At 70.6% G+C, this 16,677-nt stretch carries 14 protein-coding genes; 7 read left to right on the top strand and 7 right to left on the bottom strand.

Translation table 11 applies throughout. The annotated features are described in order from the left end of the window. Positions 1-27: 27 nt before the first annotated feature. On the top strand, positions 28-1,377 hold the full coding sequence (locus tag AB0H50_RS01130) for a DUF4192 domain-containing protein (RefSeq protein WP_357444798.1): 1,350 nt from the start codon (positions 28-30) through the stop codon (positions 1,375-1,377). A gap of 50 nt (positions 1,378-1,427) precedes the next feature. On the opposite strand, the gene galE is transcribed toward AB0H50_RS01130, so the two are convergent. Together galE and AB0H50_RS01120 are read right to left on the bottom strand one after the other, a co-directional pair. Then, a complete protein-coding gene (gene galE, locus AB0H50_RS01125; RefSeq protein WP_357444795.1) occupies positions 1,428-2,408 on the bottom strand; it encodes a UDP-glucose 4-epimerase GalE in 981 nt (326 codons plus the stop codon). Positions 2,409-2,411: 3 nt separating this feature from the next. Next, positions 2,412-3,101, bottom strand: a complete 690-nt coding sequence (locus AB0H50_RS01120; protein ID WP_357444792.1) for an iron dependent repressor, metal binding and dimerization domain protein — start codon at positions 3,099-3,101, stop codon at positions 2,412-2,414. Positions 3,102-3,286: 185 nt separating this feature from the next. Here AB0H50_RS01120 and AB0H50_RS01115 point away from each other — a divergent pair, with 185 nt between their 5' ends. The 3 genes from AB0H50_RS01115 to AB0H50_RS01105 all read left to right on the top strand — a co-directional run bounded on the left by AB0H50_RS01115 (position 3,287) and on the right by AB0H50_RS01105 (position 7,658). After that, complete coding sequence (locus AB0H50_RS01115; protein WP_357444789.1) at positions 3,287-4,552, top strand: acetoin utilization protein AcuC; 1,266 nt, start codon at positions 3,287-3,289, stop codon at positions 4,550-4,552. Then, the gene (locus AB0H50_RS01110) at positions 4,545-7,232 is read left to right on the top strand and encodes a GNAT family N-acetyltransferase (RefSeq protein ID WP_357444786.1); all 2,688 of its coding nucleotides are present in this window, start codon (positions 4,545-4,547) and stop codon (positions 7,230-7,232) included. Before AB0H50_RS01115 ends, AB0H50_RS01110 begins: the two co-directional genes overlap by 8 nt. A gap of 120 nt (positions 7,233-7,352) precedes the next feature. Continuing rightward, positions 7,353-7,658: a DUF4333 domain-containing protein gene (locus AB0H50_RS01105; protein WP_357444783.1), complete on the top strand. Its 306-nt coding sequence runs from the start codon at positions 7,353-7,355 to the stop codon at positions 7,656-7,658. Between the two features lie 135 nt (positions 7,659-7,793). Here the strand turns inward: AB0H50_RS01105 and AB0H50_RS01100 are convergent, their stop codons facing one another. The 3 genes from AB0H50_RS01100 to AB0H50_RS01090 form a co-directional block, all read right to left on the bottom strand. Then, positions 7,794-8,762 (bottom strand): sigma-70 family RNA polymerase sigma factor, encoded by a 969-nt coding sequence (locus tag AB0H50_RS01100; RefSeq protein ID WP_357444780.1) that lies wholly within the window; start codon positions 8,760-8,762, stop codon positions 7,794-7,796. 196 nt (positions 8,763-8,958) lie between these two features. Next, entirely contained in the window at positions 8,959-10,476 is a 1,518-nt protein-coding gene (locus AB0H50_RS01095) for a methyltransferase (RefSeq protein ID WP_357444777.1), read from the bottom strand. An 88-nt stretch (positions 10,477-10,564) separates the two neighbouring features. Next, positions 10,565-11,305, bottom strand: coding sequence for a VOC family protein (locus AB0H50_RS01090; RefSeq protein ID WP_357444774.1), 741 nt, complete (start codon positions 11,303-11,305; stop codon positions 10,565-10,567). A gap of 205 nt (positions 11,306-11,510) precedes the next feature. Here AB0H50_RS01090 and AB0H50_RS01085 point away from each other — a divergent pair, with 205 nt between their 5' ends. After that, the gene (locus AB0H50_RS01085; RefSeq protein ID WP_357447149.1) at positions 11,511-12,785 is read left to right on the top strand and encodes an MFS transporter; all 1,275 of its coding nucleotides are present in this window, start codon (positions 11,511-11,513) and stop codon (positions 12,783-12,785) included. Between the two features lie 6 nt (positions 12,786-12,791). Here AB0H50_RS01085 and AB0H50_RS01080 read toward each other — a convergent pair whose 3' ends face one another. Then, a complete protein-coding gene (locus AB0H50_RS01080) occupies positions 12,792-13,208 on the bottom strand; it encodes a DUF3099 domain-containing protein (protein WP_357444771.1) in 417 nt (138 codons plus the stop codon). Positions 13,209-13,316: 108 nt separating this feature from the next. Between AB0H50_RS01080 and AB0H50_RS01075 the strand changes: the two genes are divergently transcribed. Further along, positions 13,317-13,553 carry a DUF3039 domain-containing protein gene (locus AB0H50_RS01075; RefSeq protein ID WP_169812280.1) on the top strand — a complete coding sequence of 79 codons (237 nt, stop codon included), beginning with the start codon at positions 13,317-13,319 and terminating at the stop codon, positions 13,551-13,553. Positions 13,554-13,616: 63 nt separating this feature from the next. Here the strand turns inward: AB0H50_RS01075 and AB0H50_RS01070 are convergent, their stop codons facing one another. After that, a complete protein-coding gene (locus AB0H50_RS01070) occupies positions 13,617-14,726 on the bottom strand; it encodes a YihY/virulence factor BrkB family protein (RefSeq protein ID WP_357444768.1) in 1,110 nt (369 codons plus the stop codon). 283 nt (positions 14,727-15,009) lie between these two features. Here AB0H50_RS01070 and AB0H50_RS01065 point away from each other — a divergent pair, with 283 nt between their 5' ends. Further along, on the top strand, positions 15,010-16,659 hold the full coding sequence (locus tag AB0H50_RS01065) for a DEAD/DEAH box helicase (RefSeq protein WP_357447146.1): 1,650 nt from the start codon (positions 15,010-15,012) through the stop codon (positions 16,657-16,659). The last annotated feature ends 18 nt before the right edge of the window (positions 16,660-16,677 follow it).

The raw sequence follows: 16,677 nt of genomic DNA, 5'->3' as shown, positions 1-16,677 counted from the left end.
GGTGCGGTCGGCGCGCAGGATGGCGGCATGACGACTCCAGCGAACCCGCCCCGCGACGCCGGGGCCCGGCGCGGCGGCGAGAGCGGCGAACCAGCTTGCCCGCCCGAAAGGCAGCGCGACTCGGCGCACACCGACCGGCGGCCGGAAGGTGCACGGCCGCGGTTGTGCCTCCGTCCCTCGTTTGTCGGCTCACGGACCCGCAGGACGGACGAGGAGGACGATCCCCGAGCGGGTGTGCTGTGCGGACAGCCGTCGCCGGTGTATCGCGGCGGATACTCGGCGCGGCCACTTCGGGTCGACGATCCGGGCGAACTGATCGCCGCGGTGCCCGCGATGGTCGGGTTCTATCCGACTCGCTCACTCGTCGTCGCGGTGCTCGTACCCGCCGAGCCCGGCGCGAGCCCGGCCATCGCCGCGATACTGCGGTTCGACCTGGAGCCGGAGGGTGGGCGTCGCGGTCTCGCCGCGTCGTTCGGGGCGCTGATCGGCCAGATCTGCGCCGCCGAGCGCGCGACCGAGGTGCTGGCGGTGATCGTCGACGACCGAGCGGGCCGACCCGTGCGCAAGGCCCGGCGTGGCGCGCGATCCGGCGCGGCAGGCCGGGCGTTGATCGCCGCGCTGGCCGAACGGCTCGGCTCCGGCGGCATCCGGATCGGCGGAGCGTGGGCGGTGGCGGCGATCGAGGAGGGGCGGCCGTGGTGGAGCCTGCTCGACCGGTCCGACGGCGGCACGGTGCCGGATCCGAGCGCGTCCACGGTGGCGCTGGCGCATGTGCTGGACGGGCGGCCGATCCTGCGCTCCCGCTCGGAGCTCACCGACCGCGTGGCCGTGGACGCGGCACTGTGCGCCGAGGTCGGCGCGCAGCTCGACAGCGCGGTGGCGGTGGCCAGGGACCGGTTCGCCAGGGCGGTACGGCACGACGAGCTGCCCGGATATCGCAGGCGGTTGCTGGAACACGTGCTGTGGCAGGTCGCCAATATCGAGTCCGGCGCTCCGCTCGCCGCTCCGGAGATCGCGGAAATCGTTGCCGCCCTGCGTGATCGGGTGGTCCGCGACGCGATGTTCGCGCTGGCCGCAGGCGACCACGCGGCCGCCGCCGAACGGCTCTGGCTCACACTTACCCGCGGTTCCTCCGGGGCGGATCGCGCGGAGTTCGCGGCACTGCTCGGCTACAGCGCTTATCTGCGCGGCGACGGGCCGTTCGCGGGAATCGCGCTGGAGGCGGCGCTGGACGCCGACCCGTCCAACGCGATGGCGACCCTGCTGGAGACCGCGCTGCGCGCGGGCATGCGCCCGGAACAACTGCGCAGGCTTGCCCGCAGCGGCTACGCCACCGCCGAGTGGCTTGGCGTCGACCTCGGACCGATGATCCGATGAGGTGGCGCCAGAAGGATCCGGCGCGGCGGCGCGGACGGTTCGGTGCGCGGCTACGGTGCGCTGTGCGCGCGCGAACCCAGCGAGCGCAGGAACTCCCAAGCGTCGGCGACGATCTCGTCGAGATCGTTGTGCTCGGGCCGCCAGCCGAGTTCGGCGATCGCCCGTTCGCTGGAGGCGATCAGCGTGGCCGGGTCGCCGGGGCGGCGCGGCGCGTCCTGGGCGGCGATGGGCAGGCCGGTGACCCGCTCGCACGCCGAGATCACCTCGCGCACCGAGAATCCCGCGCCGCTGCCGAGGTTGTAGACGCGATGCACGCCCGCCTCGGCCGAGCTCAGCGCAAGCAGGTGGGCCTGGGCGAGATCGCGGATGTGGATGTAGTCGCGCACCGCGGTGCCGTCGGGAGTCGGCCAGTCGGTGCCGAAGACCGAGATGGCCTTGCGGTGGCCGAGCGCGACCTGGAGGACGAGCGGGATGAGATGTGTTTCCACCACGCGGTTTTCGCCGAGGCCGCCGTAGGCGCCAGCGACGTTGAAGTACCGCAGGCTGGTCGCGGCCAGGCCGTGGGCGATCGCGTAGGAGGTGATCGCGTGGTCGATGGCGAGCTTCGACGCGCCGTAGGGGTTGGTCGGCCGGGTCGGCGCGTCCTCGGTGATCGGCACCTGCTCGGGTTCGCCGTACACCGCGGCGGTCGAGGAGAACACCAGGCGCGGCGTGCCCGTCAGCCGCATGGCCTCGAGCAGCTCCAGCGTCTTGACGACATTGCCGTGCCAGTACTTCTCCGGCTGCTGCACCGACTCGCCGACCAGCGACTGGGCCGCGAAATGCAGCACACCGTCGAAGGTTTCGTCGCGCAACAGCGCGGGCGCGAGAACGGCGATATCGCCCTCGACGAAGCGCGCGTCCGCAGGGACGCCGTCGGCGTTACCGGTGGACAGATCGTCGACGACGACGACCTCGTGGCCGTCCTCCAGCAGCACCTGCGCGCAGACGCCTCCGACGTACCCCGCGCCACCCGTGACCAGAAGTTTCACGGATCAGACCAGCTTCACCTGGACGGCGTGGGCCATTTCGTCCGACAGCTCGAAGCCGCTGTCGTGGCCGGGCACGCTGATGATCACGGATCCGGGCTTGGTCTCGACCGTCACGCGCGCGTCGGGCACCACGCCGGCCTCGCGCAGCTGGCCGATGACCTCCGGGTCGGTCTGGATGTGCTCGGCGAGGCGACGCACGACGACCGCATGCAGCTGACCGTGCGGCAGGTCGGAGAGCCGCACAAGCGTCTCCTCGACCGCGGTGGGCGCGGTGATGCCCAGCTCGTCCAGACCGGGGATGGGGTTGCCGTACGGCGAGGTGGTGGGGTGATTGAGCACCTCGACGAGACGCCGCTCGACGTCCTCGCTCATCACGTGCTCCCAGCGGCACGCCTCGGCGTGCACGTTCTGCCAGTCCAGGCCGATGATGTCGACCAGGAGCCGCTCGGCGAGCCGATGCTTGCGCATCACCGCGACGGCCATGCTGCGGCCCTTCTCGGTGAGCTCCAGATGGCGATCGCCCGCGACGAGCAGCAGCCCGTCGCGCTCCATGCGCGCGACCGTCTGGCTCACGGTCGGGCCGCTCTGCTCGAGGCGCTCGGCGATCCGGGCGCGCAGGGGCACCACGCCCTCCTCCTCGAGGTCGTAGATGGTACGGAGGTACATCTCCGTGGTGTCGACCAGATCCTTCACCTGTTACCCCTTCGTCGGCACGAATTCTACCCACGCACGGCGACAGCGCCGTGTGCCGTGTCGGTTCGCGTCCCGCCATCGGAAACCTGTGGGCGCACGGCCTGTCGCCGTGTTCGTACTTGCTCTATTTCTACTGCATACAAACGCCCGACGGGGCGCGTAGCTTCCCGCGTACCGTTGCGAGCATGGCCACTGCACCCTCGGCATCGTCCCGCGAACCAGGGGCGCACCGGAGTTCGGGCACCGTCGTGTGGAGCGATCGCTTCCTCGACTACAGCTGGACGCCGGAGCACCCCATGAAACCGGCGCGCCTGAAGTTCACCATGGCGCTGGCCGAAAGCCTGGGATTGCTCGATGGTGTCGAGCGGCTCGAGCCGGCGCCCGCGGACCGCGGCGATCTGCTGCGCGTCCACACAGCCGACTACATCGAGGCGGTCGAGCACGCGGTCGCGCCCCCTGACGAGCCACTCGCCCCGCCTTACGGTCTCGGCTCGCCGGACAACCCGGTGTTCCCGCGCATGCACCAGGCGGCCTCGATCATCGTCGGCGGCACGCTCGCCGCGGCGCGGGAGATCGCCGAGGGCCGCACCCGGCGGGCGGTCAGCATCGGCGGCGGCATGCACCACGCGATGGCCTCGACCGCGTCGGGCTTCTGCATATACAACGATGCGGCCGTGGCGATCTCCTGGTTGCTCGAGCACGGTTTCGACCGCATCGCCTACCTCGATGTCGACGTGCACCATGCCGACGGGGTGCAGCGCGTCTTCTACACGGACCCGCGGGTGCTGACCGTCTCGATTCATCAGCACCCGGCGACCCTGTGGCCCAACACCGGCTGGCCCGAGGAGACCGGCGTCGGCGCGGCCGACGGCACCGCGATCAACCTCGCGCTGCTGCCCGGCACCCGGGATGCCCAGTGGCTGCGCGGTTTCCACGCTGTGGTGCCCGGCGCGGTGGCGGCTTTCCGGCCGCAGATCGTGGTGAGTCAGTGCGGTGTCGACACCCACCGCGAGGACCCGCTCGCCGATATGGAACTCACCGTGGATGGGCAGCGCGCGGCGTTCCGCGCCATGCGCGATCTCGCCGACCGATACGCGGAAGGGCGCTGGCTCGCGCTCGGCGGTGGCGGTTACGGCCTGGTCCGGGTGGTGCCACGATCCTGGACCCACCTGCTGGCCACCGCGCTGGACCGTGACATCGCGCCGGAAACCGCGGTGCCGCAGGCGTGGATCGATATGGTTCGCGCCGTGGCGCCGAACACGGAGCCGCCGCGCACCATGGGGGAAGGGGGCGACATCACATACCGTCCGTGGGACGGGCCCGGCGGAACCGGGGAGACTGGAGACGCGCGCGCCGATCGGGCGCAGCGGGCCGTCGACACGGCCGTATTGGCAACGCGCCGAGCCAGCTTCGGATTGCTCGGCTTGGATCCGGAGGACCCCCGTGACTGAGCAGATCCCCGTCCCGGACTCTCCGTCCACCCCCGCGACGCCGCCCCCGCCGCCGCAGCACTGGTTCGCCGACGTGCTGGCCTCCGACGGCGGGGTGGTGCGGCTGCGGCCGGTGACCCCCGAGGATGGCGACCAGCTCCAGGACTTCCACGCCGCGCTCTCCGACCGCACCAGATACCTGCGGTATTTCGGCCCCTACCCGCGCATCTCGCCCAAAGACCTGTACCGGACCACCCACCTCGACTATCACAACCGGGTCGGGTTGGTGGTGGAGCTCGGTGAGCAGATCATCGCGGTGGGCCGCTACGAACTGCTGGACCGCACCGGCCCCCGCTCGGCCGAGGTCGCCTTCGTGGTGGCCGACGAGCACCAGGGTCGCGGACTCGGCTCCATCCTGCTCGAGCACCTGGCCGGCGCCGCGGCGGAGAGCAAGATCGAGACCTTCGTCGCCGAGGTGCTCGCCGAGAACACCGTGATGGTCACCGTGTTCCGGGAGGCGGGCTATCAGGTCGAGCGCAGCAGAGACGGCTCGGTGCTGCACCTGGAGTTCGCCATCGATCCCACCGAAGCCTTGGTGTCCGTGCGGGATTCGCGCGAACGCGCGTCCGAGGCGCGCAGCGTCGGGAATCTGCTCGCGCCCGGTTCGGTCGCGGTGATCGGCGCCACGCCCGCCGCAGGCCGGGTCGGCGGGGTGGTGCTGGCGAACCTGCTGTCGGGTGTGTTCCAGGGGCCGGTGTACCCGGTCAACCCCACGCGCAAGTCGGTGCGCGGGGTTCGCGCCTACGCCACCGTGCGCGAGATTCCCGACGAAGTGGACCTTGCGGTGGTCGCGGTGCCCGCCGCGGCGATCGACTCGGTTCTCGACGACTGTATGGCCAAGGGCGTCAAGGGCCTGGTGGTACTCACCGCCGGTTTCGGCGAGACCGGTCCGGAGGGCCTCGCCGCCGAACGCGACCTGGTGGCGGCCGCCAGGGTGCACGGCATGCGGGTGGTCGGCCCCAGCGCGCTCGGCATCGCGAACACCGATCCGGCGGTGTCGTTGAACGCGACGCTGGCGCCGGTGCTGCCCGCGCGCGGGCGGATCGGGTTCTTCTGTCAGTCCGGCCCGTTGGGCGCCGCCATTCTCGGCGAGGCCGCCGCGCGGAACCTGGGGCTCTCCACGTTCGTCTCGGCGGGCAACCGCGCCGACGTCTCAGGCAACGACCTGCTCCAGTACTGGGACACCGCGCCCGACACCGACGTGATCCTGTTGTACCTGGAGAGTTTCGGTAACCCGCGCAAGTTCTCGCGGATCGCGCGCCGCGTGGCGCGCAGCAAACCGATCGTCGCGGTGAGCAGCGGGCGTCAGGCGGGGCGCAGCCAGCCGCCGCGCGACATGGATCGCTCGATCGTGCGAGATCTGTTCGCGCAGGCGGGCATCGTGCAGGTGGACTCGATCTCGGAGTTGTTCGACTGTGCCGCGCTGCTCGGCTATCAGCCGTTGCCCGGCGGGTCGCGGCTGGCGGTGATCAGCAACAGCACCGCGCTGAGCTGGCTGGCCGTCGACGCGGCCCGTGGCGAGGGCCTTGACGTGGCCGAACCGGTGAATCTGGGTCCGCAGGCGACGCCGGGCGCCTACCTCGACGCCGTGGTCGAGGCCCTGCGCTCCACCGAGATCGATTCCGTCATCGTGGTTTTCGCGCCGCCGGTGCCGCTCCCGATGGCCGGGTTCGCCGACGCTATCCGGTCCGCCGCGGCGGCGGTGCCCGAGGCGGCAAAGCCGATTCTCACCACCTTCATCGCCGAGCAGGGCATCCCGCATCTGCTCGCGGTGCGCGGCCAGGGCGGAATGGCGTTGCGCGGATCAATTCCGTCGTATCCGGATCCCGAACGGGCGGCGCGGGCGCTGGCCAGGGTCCGCCGCTACGCGGAGTGGCGCGACAAACCGGCCTCGGCGGTGGTACGACCGGACGGGATCGACACCGAGCGGGCCAGGGGACTGGTGGCGCGGTGGATGGGTGATTCCGGCGGTCGCTGGTTGACCGATCTGGAGGCCGCCGAACTGCTCACCTGTTATGGCATCCAGGTGGTCGAGTTCCGTGAGGTGCGCGACGCCGAGCAGGCGGTGGCCGCGGCCGAAGAACTGGGATATCCGGTGGCGGCGAAGGCCACCGGGGAGATGTGGCGGCGCAGACCGGATCTGACCGGCGTGCGCCTGGACCTGTGGCGACCGGAGGCGGTGCGGCAGGCCTACACCGACCTGGTGGAGGTCTGCGGTGATCCGGTGCTGCACATTCAGAAGATGGCGACCAAAGGCGTCGGCTGCATCCTGCGCGTCCAGGACGACCCGTCGTTCGGATCGGTGATCGAATTCGGCTTGTCCGGCATGATCATCGAAATGCTCGGCGACCGTGCCTATCGTGCGCTCCCGCTGACCAGCGACGAGGCGGCGGCCCTGATCGACGCGCCGCGCGCTGCCCCGCTGCTGTCCGGTACGCCCGCTAGCCCGCGGGTGGACAAGGCCACGCTCGCCGAACTGGCCCAACGCATTTCGGCGCTGTTCGACGACATCCCGGAAATGCGCGAGCTGTCCTTCGATCCGGTATTGGCGTCACCGGCCTCGGCGGAGATCCTCTATGCGCGCGGCCGCATCGGTCCCGAGCCGAGCCGGTTCGACGTCGGTCCGCGGCGGTTGGCGTGAGCGTCGCGCCGCGCGGGTCCGCTGGCGATCGGAGTTGAGGGCCCTCGTCGTTAACGGCCGTTGTGCGGCACCCGATCTGGTGAAGATCCGAAGGATTCGACCAGAGAGGTTCGTGTCGACATGAAAGCCATTGCCCTTGCCGGGTTGTTCATCGCGTTCTTGGCCGCGGGTTGCTCGGTGGAGATCGGTTCCACCACGCCCGAGGTGAAGGAGAGCGAGCTGGAGAAGTCGGTGAAGCAGACATTGACCGAGCAGGTCGGGCAGACGCCCGACGCGATCGATTGCCCGGGCGATTTGGCGGGCAAGGTCGGCACGACCATGCGCTGCACCTTGACGGCGGGCGGTGACACGCTCGGTCTTACCGTCACGGTGACCTCGGTGGAAGGCGACACTGTCGACTACGACGTCGCCGTCGATCCGGCCTGAGCAAGAGTTCGCCGACCGGTTCGCGCGGGACCCGGAGGGGGCGGGTCGCGCGGACACCGGCCGGCGTCTGTGCGGTGACGCGTCGGCCACCAAGTCGGACGCCGGGGCGCCTCGGAAACACCCGGCGTCGATGGGTCAGCTGGCGTAGGCCCGCAGGCGGTCGGCCCGCTCGCCCTTGCGCAGCTTCGCCATGACCTCACGCTCGATCTGACGCACCCGCTCGCGGGACAGACCGAAGAGCTTGCCGATCTGATCCAGGGTGCGGGGCTGACCGTCGTCGAGGCCGAAGCGCAGGCGGATGACCTGCTGTTCCCGCTCGTCCAGGGTGGCGAGCACACTGCGCACGTCGTGGTGCAGCAGTCCGGCGATCACCGCGGACTCGGCCGAGGTGGCCTCGGAGTCCTCGATGAAGTCGCCCAGCGGCGCCTCTTCGTCGTTGCCGACCGGCATGTCCAGGCTCACAGGGTCGCGGCTGTGGTCGAGCAGATCGGAGATCTTGTCGACCGGGATGCCCGACTCGTTGGCCAGCTCTTCGTCGGTCGCTTCGCGGCCCAGCTGCTGGTGCAGCTCGCGCTTGATCCTGGCCAGCTTGTTCACCTGCTCCACGAGGTGGACGGGCAGCCGGATGGTGCGGCTCTGATCGGCCATGCCGCGGGTGATCGCCTGCCGGATCCACCAGGTGGCGTACGTCGAGAACTTGAAGCCCTTGGCGTAGTCGAACTTCTCCATGGCCCGGATCAGGCCGAGATTGCCCTCCTGGATGAGGTCGAGCAGCGGCATGCCGCGGCCGGTGTAGCGCTTGGCGAGCGAGACCACGAGGCGCAGGTTGGCTTCGAGCAGGTGCGCCCGTGCGGACTGACCGTCGCGCACGACGATGGCGAGATCCTTCTTCCGGCCGGCGGAAAGCCGCTTGCCCGTTTCCAGCAGATGCTGGGCGTAGAGGCCCGCCTCGATGCGCTTGGCCAGCTCGACCTCGTCGGCAGCCGTGAGCAGCGCAGTGCGGCCGATTCCGTTCAGGTACACGCGTACCAAGTCGGCGGCAGGGCTCTGGGCGTCGAGGTCCGATTCGCTGGTGCGCACTCGAGTGGTGGCGGGGCTGGTCATGACTTGCCTCCTGTCGGTGGTGTCTCACTCCGATCAACGGACCCGACAGAGAGAAAGTTCCCCGCTCGCACCCCGATAAACCGCATCTGAACTGCGGTTTCGGGCACCTACGTCTGAGAAGTTCCTGAGAACCCCCGCGGGTGGGAACGGCTCCCTGTCCGATGCCTCCGCCGACGCGTACCCGGTTGCCCCGTGCTTACACGGGCGCGATCAACCCGTGCCGGACCAGTCCGGCGACCACGGTCAGCGCGTCGGCCGCGAACTCCGGCGTCACCTCCTCGAATCCGTGGGCAAGCGCCAGCAGTTCGATCAGCTCGTACAACGGCAGCCCGTCCGGCCGCATTCCCGCGACCAGCGAGATCGTCGTCTCATCCACCTCGTGCTGCCAGCGCGGACCGTCGCCGCGGTGCAGCCGCGCGACGCGTTCCTCCCAGCCCTCGGCTCCCGCGAGGAACACCCGCTCCAGCGCGGTCGCCTCCCCGACCGCGAAACGTGCGGACCAGGCGAGGTTTTCGTTCCCGGCCACCGCGCGCAGCCAGGCCGAGCGCTCGAAATAGGCGCTCGCCTCGGCGCCGAGCGGGTCGTCGAAGCCGTGCGCCAAGTCCTCGGCGAGCAGTTCGGTGGGGCCGTCGATGGCGCGCAGATAGACGAAGCCGAAGCCGATGCCCGCCACATCGGCGGCCGCGAAGGCGTCCAGCCACTGTTCGGCGCGGGCCTGCGCCGCAGGATCGCGCGGGTCGAGGCCCGCGTCGCGCAGCCAGGTGCCGACGTAGAGCGCGGGATCGGCGACGTCACGCTGCACCACCCAGGCGTCGACGCCCTCGGCGGGTAACCAGGAGGAGACGCGCTGGCGCCAGTCCTCGCCGTCGACGTGCACCCAGGCCGCCAGCATGGCCGCGGTGCCGCCGGGCGCGAGCAGCTCCGGCGCACGGGAGACGACCAGTTCGCTGGCCCCGTCCAGCGCGAGTCCCGAATCACGGTAGGTGTGCTCGATACGCGCGGGCCCGACGACGAAGGGGGGATTCGCGACCACCTGGTCGAAGCGCCGCCCGGCCACCGGTTCGAACCAGGAACCCTCGAGCAGTTCGATGTCGATGCCGTTCAGCGCGGCGGTCGCCTCGGCGAGCCACAGCGCACGCGGGTTCACGTCGGTCGCGGTGACGGTGCGCCCATAGGACGCGGCGTGCACCGCCTGCACACCGCAGCCGGTGCCGAGGTCGAGGACCGAGCCGACGGGCCGGGTGGGTGTGGCGCGCAGCAGCGACAGCGACGCGTGACCGACGCCGAGCACGTGCTCCTCGGTGAGGGTGCGCCTGCGCATGGAGTCGTCCAGATCCGACAGGATCCAGCGGTTGCCCTCGCCCGCGTCCAGCGGACGGAGGTCGAGCGCCGCGCGGACCTCGTCGCCGTCGCGCGCCAACAGGCCTGCCGTGACAGCCCGGTCGACGTCCACCGGCGCCAGCGCCGCCGCCACCTCCCGCTCGGGCATGGCGTCGCCGAGCAGCAGCAGCCGGATCAGCGTGCCGAGTTCACCGGCAGCGCGCGCGGCCCGCCGCACCGGCACCGGCTCGGAACGGCCAAGCGCGGCGTGCACGTCCGGACCCAGCGCCGACAGCAGGGTGTCGGCGTCGTAGCCGACGCGGGTCAGCGCCGTCCGCAGCTCCGGGCACAGGGCGGTGAGCAGGGATCCGGTGGTCGTCTGGTTCGTAGGCACACCGGTACTCTGCCACCGCTACCGGCGGGCATCCGCACCCTGTCGCCCGTGTCACCGGAGGGCGGTGCGGGTCGAACTCGGGTGCGGATCACACGCCGTTCGGATCGCGGCCGGTGATGCAGTACACCGCGTCGGCCGGATCGGTCATCACGATCCAGTGCTCGTGGCGCTGCACCAGGCCGGCGCCGAGCGACTGGTGCCAGGCGGCGGTGGCCTCGATATCGGAAGAGGCCAGATCGATGTGGGCGCTCGCCGGGCGATCCTCGCCGAGGCGTTGCAGCAGCAGCTGGACCGGCAGCGTCTCCTCGGCGCGCAGGCGAGAGAACTCGGCCAGGCGACCCGGGGTGTGCCGCCATCCGGTGAGATCGGCCCAAAAACGCGTCTCCACTGCGTGATCGGCGCCGCCGATATCCAGGCAGACCTGGTCGAGGCGAGTCAGCGTGCCGTCGGGGGCGCGGAAGGCGGGGGCGGGGCGGCCCTTGGCACGGCCGCTCGGGGTGAAGCAGAAGATCTGGCCGGACGGCGAGCGGAGCACCGCGTAATCCGGGTGGTTGGCGACCAGCTCGGCGTTCAGGTCCAGCGCGGTGCGCACCGCGGACGCGATGTCGTCGACGTCGAAATCCAAGTGCACGCCGGCCAGGCCCTGCACCGACTGCATCTTGACCCCGGCCGCGGCGAAGAGCGCGGGATCGGGCAGCAGCGTGAGGAATTGGTCGTCGTCGCCGCGGCGCGGCGAGAGCTGGGTGCCGGTGACGGTCGACCAGAAGGCCGCGCAGTCGTCGAAACGTTGTGCGGGACGGTCGAGGAACGCCCAGACCCAGCGAATCATGTTGTCTCCTGTGCCGCGCGGGACGTGCCCGCGACCGCCGACGTGATATCTGGCGACGGCGCACGCGATCGCGCTGCCGTGCCCCGGACACAGTAGGGCGCGGCCGGTGGGCTGTCGAACCGATTTGGCGGTATCTCGACGTTCTGTGGCATTCGTGCCACTCGTTCGGTGTGCGGTTTTCCGGCAGTCTCAGCGGGTGACCGAACTGCGCATCGCCCCCGCCGAGCCCATCGATCCGGTGCCGCCGCGGTGGCATCCCGCGTGGGGCGTCGCGGCGGTCGGTTTCGTCGCGCTGCTCGGCGCGGCCGCGTTCCGCTCGGTGCCGAGCGTGCTGATGGATCCGCTGCACGCGGAGTTCGGCTGGTCGCACGGCACCATCGGGCTGGCGGTCTCGCTGAATCTGCTGCTGTACGGGCTCATTTCGCCGTTCGCGGCGGCGCTGATGGACAAGTTCGGCATCCGCAGGGTGGTGGCCTGCGCGCTGGTGCTTGTCGCGGCGGGCAGCGGGTTGACCGTCTTCATGACGCAGGCCTGGCAACTGGTCGCCACCTGGGGGTTGCTGGTCGGCGTCGGTGTCGGCTCGATGTCGATGCCGTTCGTGGCGACGATCACCGGGCGCTGGTTCGTGCGGCACCGCGGCCTGGTCACCGGCGTGCTGACGGCTGCGGGCGCGACCGGCCAGCTGATCTTTCTTCCGCTGGTCTCGGCGCTGGCGCACGAGCACGGCTGGCGGCTGCCCGCGCTGGTGGTGGCCGGTGCGGCGCTGGCGGTGGCGCCGCTGGTGCTCTTGTTCATCCGCGATTTCCCCAGTGACATGGGCGTTTCGGCGTACGGCGCGGAACAGGGATCGGCGGTCGGGATGCGCACGACCGCGAGCGGCGGCGCGACGCGGGCGCTCACCGTGCTGGCGCGGATCGCGCGCACGCGCGGATTCTGGTTGCTCGCGGGCGGTTTCGCGGTGTGCGGCGCGTCGACCAACGGCCTGGTCGGCACCCATTTCGTCAGTGCGGCGCACGATCACGGGATGCCGTCGACCACGGCGGCCGGACTGCTCGCGTTGGTCGGGGTGTTCGACGTGGCGGGCACCATCGCCTCCGGGTGGCTGACCGATCGTGTCGACCCGCGCTATCTGCTGCTGGCCTACTACACCCTGCGCGGCGCGTCGCTGCTCATCCTGCCCTCGCTGTTCGCGCCGCACACCGAGCCGAGCATGTGGGTCTTCGTGATCTTCTACGGACTGGACTGGATCGCGACCGTGCCGCCGACGGTCGCGCTGTGCCGTGAGCTGTTCGGTGCGGACGGTCCGGTGGCCTTCGGCTGGGTCTTCGCCTCGCACCAGATCGGTTCGGCGATCGCGGCGACCGGCGCGGGTCTGCTTCGCGACCTCCAGGGCAGCTACGACACGGCCTGGTATGTGGCGGGCACGCTGTGCGGGCTGGCGGCGCTGATGTCGATCGTCATCCGCAGGCCGGTCGCCTGATCGGAATCACCCGTCGATGGCGTTGTGCGGCTGGGATTCGATAGCCCTGCGCGGGCGGTCCCAGCGGCTTGGTTCGTCCTTGCGCCGCGGCGGGCGGTCGTTGGCGATGAGCACCGCGATCCATGGCAGCGGAATGGACGCGCCGATGATGAGCAGCGAGATCAGGGCGCTGCCCCACGCGCTGTAGGCGACCGCGGCCAGCACCAGCGCGGGAATGCGGAACGCCATCAGGATCGTGTACCTGCGCACCCGCGCGCGATGCTGATCCTCCAGCGAGGGCGCTGCTTCGGTGATGAGCACCGGGTGCTTCTCGTCGCTGCCGGGGAAGTAACCCCGCGAGGGTGGCGGAGCGGGGGGTGTGACGTCCGGGCGAACACCGCGGCCGATGTCGTCGGCGTCGGGGGAGTCGCCGTGCTGCTGCATACCCCGAGTCTTCCACTCCGGTGTTCCCGGCGCATACACCGAGGTCTATTCGTCACCGCAGCCGGGCGCGGGCGCGCCAAGAGGTCGTCATACGGCATCATGGAATCCGTGAGTACCGACACCCTGGTTCGCCCGGATACGACCACCGACGAGACGACGGGCGACGACACCCCGAAGTTCTTCCACTACGTGAAGAAGGAAAAGATCGCCGAGAGCGCCGTCATGGGCACTGTGGTGGTTGCCCTGTGCGGCGAGGTGTTCCCGGTGACCCGATCGCCCAAGCCCGGTTCGCCGGTCTGCCCGGAGTGCAAGAAGGTATACGAGACCCTGCGCAAGGGCGACTGAGTCCGCCGCGTCGCACCGCGCGACTACCCCGAGCTGCGCATGACTACCTGAGCTGCGCAGTGATCACCTCGAGCTGCGCACCGCGTCCCGCGTGGCCGGGGTGATCCCACGCGCCGATTCCGTGCGGCTCGCGGCGTCGGCCTCGGCCTCCTCGTCCGGCGTCTCGCCGCGCACCTGGTTGGAGATCCATTCCTTCATCTGCTCGATGCGCGTCGCGCGGGCGGGCCAGAACTCCTGCACCGCGGCGTTGAATTCGGCGCCGAGGATCACCGCGAAGCCGAGGAAAAACGTGAACAGCAGGAACGCGATCGGCGTCGCCAGCGCGCCGTAGCTCACGCCGGTCGCGGTGATCCAGGACAGATACCGGCGCAGTCCCTCGCTGGCCGCCATGAAGAACACGCCCGCCACCAGCGCCCCGCCGAACAGCCGGTGCCAGGGCAGCGTGCGGTGTAGCGCCAGTTTGTACAGCGTGGTCAGGCCCACGATGAGCAGCAGACCGACGCCGGGATAGTAGAAGCTGTCCAGCAGCCGCAAGCCCGTCTCCCGCCACGCGTCGGGCAGTACCCGGCCGATCATCGCGGGCCCGAGCGCGACGAGCGGGAGGATGAAGACTGCCGCCACCAGGAACAGCACGTAGAGCAGCAGCGCGAAGATCCGCTGCCACACCGGGTGCCTGGCGTCTTGCTGGTCGTGCGCCTCCACGATCGCGTCGACGAACGTCGCCATGGCAGAGGATCCGGCCCACAGGGAGAGCACGAAGCCGATCGACACCACCGCGCCGCGCCCGCGGCCGAGCACGTCGCCGACGGTCGGTTCGATCAGGTCGGTCACCACGGCCTCGCTGAACAGCTCGCGACTGAACGTGATGATCTTGGATTCCACGATCTCGACGGTGTCGGGCCCGAACCAGCCGCCGACGTAACCGAGACTGCCGAGCACCCCCAGCAGCAGCGGGGCCAGCGACAAGGTCTGCCAGAACGCGGCCGCCGCCGACTTGGCGAAGATCGAATCGTCCCATGCCTTCGTGGCGACCCGGACGACGAGCCTGCGACTCTGCCGCCCGGCGTGCCGGATCCGCCGGACGACGACACCAGCGCCGCGCGGGGGCGCGCCCGCACCACCGCTGTGGATCGGCTCGGGCCCGCTCGCGGGTAGGAGTCTGTCGTCGGTCATCGTGACTACAGCATCGCGCACTCGGTGCTCGCGCACCGGTCCGTCCCCGCATCGTGTCGGCGGGCATCAGGTGAACACGGGGCAATGCGCGGTGATTGTGTGATGCGGATCGCGACCGTCGCGTCGGTTTGGCGACACGCCGTCCCCGGCCGCTACTGTCTTCTGCGTGACTGGGTCGGATGGCGCTGCGGCGGGAGATGGAGCGACGCCGGGCGATTCGGGAAAGCCGGCATCCGGGGGTGGTTCGCTACGCGCGTGGCAGCGGCGCGCACTCACGAAGTACCTGGCCACGAAGCCCCGCGACTTCCTCGCCGTGGCGACGCCAGGCGCGGGTAAGACCACCTTCGCGCTGCGAGTGGCGGCCGAGCTGCTCGCCGATCGCACCGTGGACCAGATCACCGTGGTCGCGCCCACCGAACACCTCAAGCACCAGTGGGCGTCCTCGGCGGCCCGCAACGGCATCCAGCTGGACTCGCGTTTCTCCAACGCCACCGGTGGCACCTCCGGCGATTACCACGGCGTGGTCGTCACCTACGCGCAGGTCGCCTCGCATCCGTCCCGGCACCGGGTGCGCACCGAAAACCGCAGGACGCTCGTCGTTCTCGACGAGATCCACCATGCGGGCGACGCCAAGAGCTGGGGCGACGCGGCGGCCGAGGCGTTCGGCGACGCGACCCGCAGGCTGGCGCTGACCGGTACGCCGTTCCGGTCCGACGACAGCCAGATCCCGTTCGTCACCTACGAGCCCGACGAATCCGGTTTCCCGAAGTCGCGCGCCGACCACGCCTACGGTTACGCCGAGGCGCTGGCCGACGGCGTCGTGCGTCCCGTGGTCTTCCTGGCCTACTCCGGTGACGCGCACTGGCGCGACAGCGCGGGCGAGGAGCACTCCGCCCGCCTCGGCGAGCCGCTGAGCGCGGAACAGACCGCGCGCGCCTGGCGCACCGCGCTGGACCCCGCGGGCGACTGGATCTCCGCGGTGCTGCGTGCCGCCGACATCCGGCTGCGCCAGAAGCGCGCCTCCGGCATGCCCGACGCGGGCGGTCTGGTGATCGCCACCGATCAAGAGCGTGCCCGCGACTACGCCGAACTGCTCGAACACATCTCGGGCGAGCGGCCGGCGCTTGTGCTCTCCGACGATCCCGCGTCCTCGAACCGGATCGCCGAGTTCAGCAACAACACCCAGCCCTGGATGGTCGCGGTCCGCATGGTGTCCGAGGGCGTCGACGTGCCGCGCCTCGCCGTCGGCGTCTACGCGACCAGCGCCTCGACGCCGCTCTATTTCGCCCAGGCCATCGGTCGTTTCGTGCGTGCGCGCCGCGCGGGCGAGACGGCCAGCGTGTTCCTGCCCTCGGTGCCTGTGCTGCTCGATCTGGCCGCGCAGCTGGAGGTGCAGCGCGATCACGTCATCGGCAAGCCGCACCGGGAGAAGAACGGCTTGGACGACGAGCTGCTCGTCGATGCGGCCAAGCAGAAGGACGAGCCCGGCGAGGACGAGAAGAAGTTCATCGCGCTGGCCGCGGACGCCGAACTCGACCAGGTGATCTACGACGGCTCCTCGTTCGGCACCGCGACGTTCGCCGGCAGCGACGAGGAGGCCGACTACCTGGGTATTCCCGGCCTGCTCGACGCCGACCAGATGCGCGCGCTGCTGCGTGATCGCCAGACCCGTCAGCTGGCCGACCGCGGTGAGGCGAAGCCCGCGACGCCGGCGCCGCAGGTCACGGCCGCCGCCGAGCGGGTGGCCACCTCGGACCGGCTCGGCGAGCTGCGCAAGGAACTCAACAGCCTGGTGGCCATGCACCACCATCGCACCGGTAAACCGCACGGGGTGATCCACGGCGAGCTGCGTCGCGAGTGCGGCGGGCCGCCGACCGCGCTGGCCACCGCCGAACAGCTCGGCGACCGCATCGCCGCCTTGCGTCGCCGGTAGGGCATTACGCCGTCGGCA

Origin of the sequence: Nocardia sp. NPDC050793, assembly GCF_040654065.1 — a bacterium.
Lineage (GTDB): Bacteria > Actinomycetota > Actinomycetes > Mycobacteriales > Mycobacteriaceae > Nocardia.
The sequence above is the reverse complement of the archived record's forward strand: the minus strand, read 5'-3'. Positions and strand labels throughout refer to the sequence as shown.

Bases quoted from the DNA above. Each gene is read 5' to 3' on its own strand.
- AB0H50_RS01115 (WP_357444789.1), top strand. From the start codon at position 3,287: ATGGCCACTGCACCCTCGGCATCGTCCCGCGAACCAGGGGCGCACCGG.
- AB0H50_RS01080 (WP_357444771.1), bottom strand. From the start codon at position 13,208: ATGCAGCAGCACGGCGACTCCCCCGACGCCGACGACATCGGCCGCGGT.
- AB0H50_RS01090 (WP_357444774.1), bottom strand. From the start codon at position 11,305: ATGATTCGCTGGGTCTGGGCGTTCCTCGACCGTCCCGCACAACGTTTC.
- AB0H50_RS01070 (WP_357444768.1), bottom strand. From the start codon at position 14,726: ATGACCGACGACAGACTCCTACCCGCGAGCGGGCCCGAGCCGATCCAC.
- AB0H50_RS01105 (WP_357444783.1), top strand. From the start codon at position 7,353: ATGAAAGCCATTGCCCTTGCCGGGTTGTTCATCGCGTTCTTGGCCGCG.
- AB0H50_RS01100 (WP_357444780.1), bottom strand. From the start codon at position 8,762: ATGACCAGCCCCGCCACCACTCGAGTGCGCACCAGCGAATCGGACCTC.
- AB0H50_RS01130 (WP_357444798.1), top strand. From the start codon at position 28: ATGACGACTCCAGCGAACCCGCCCCGCGACGCCGGGGCCCGGCGCGGC.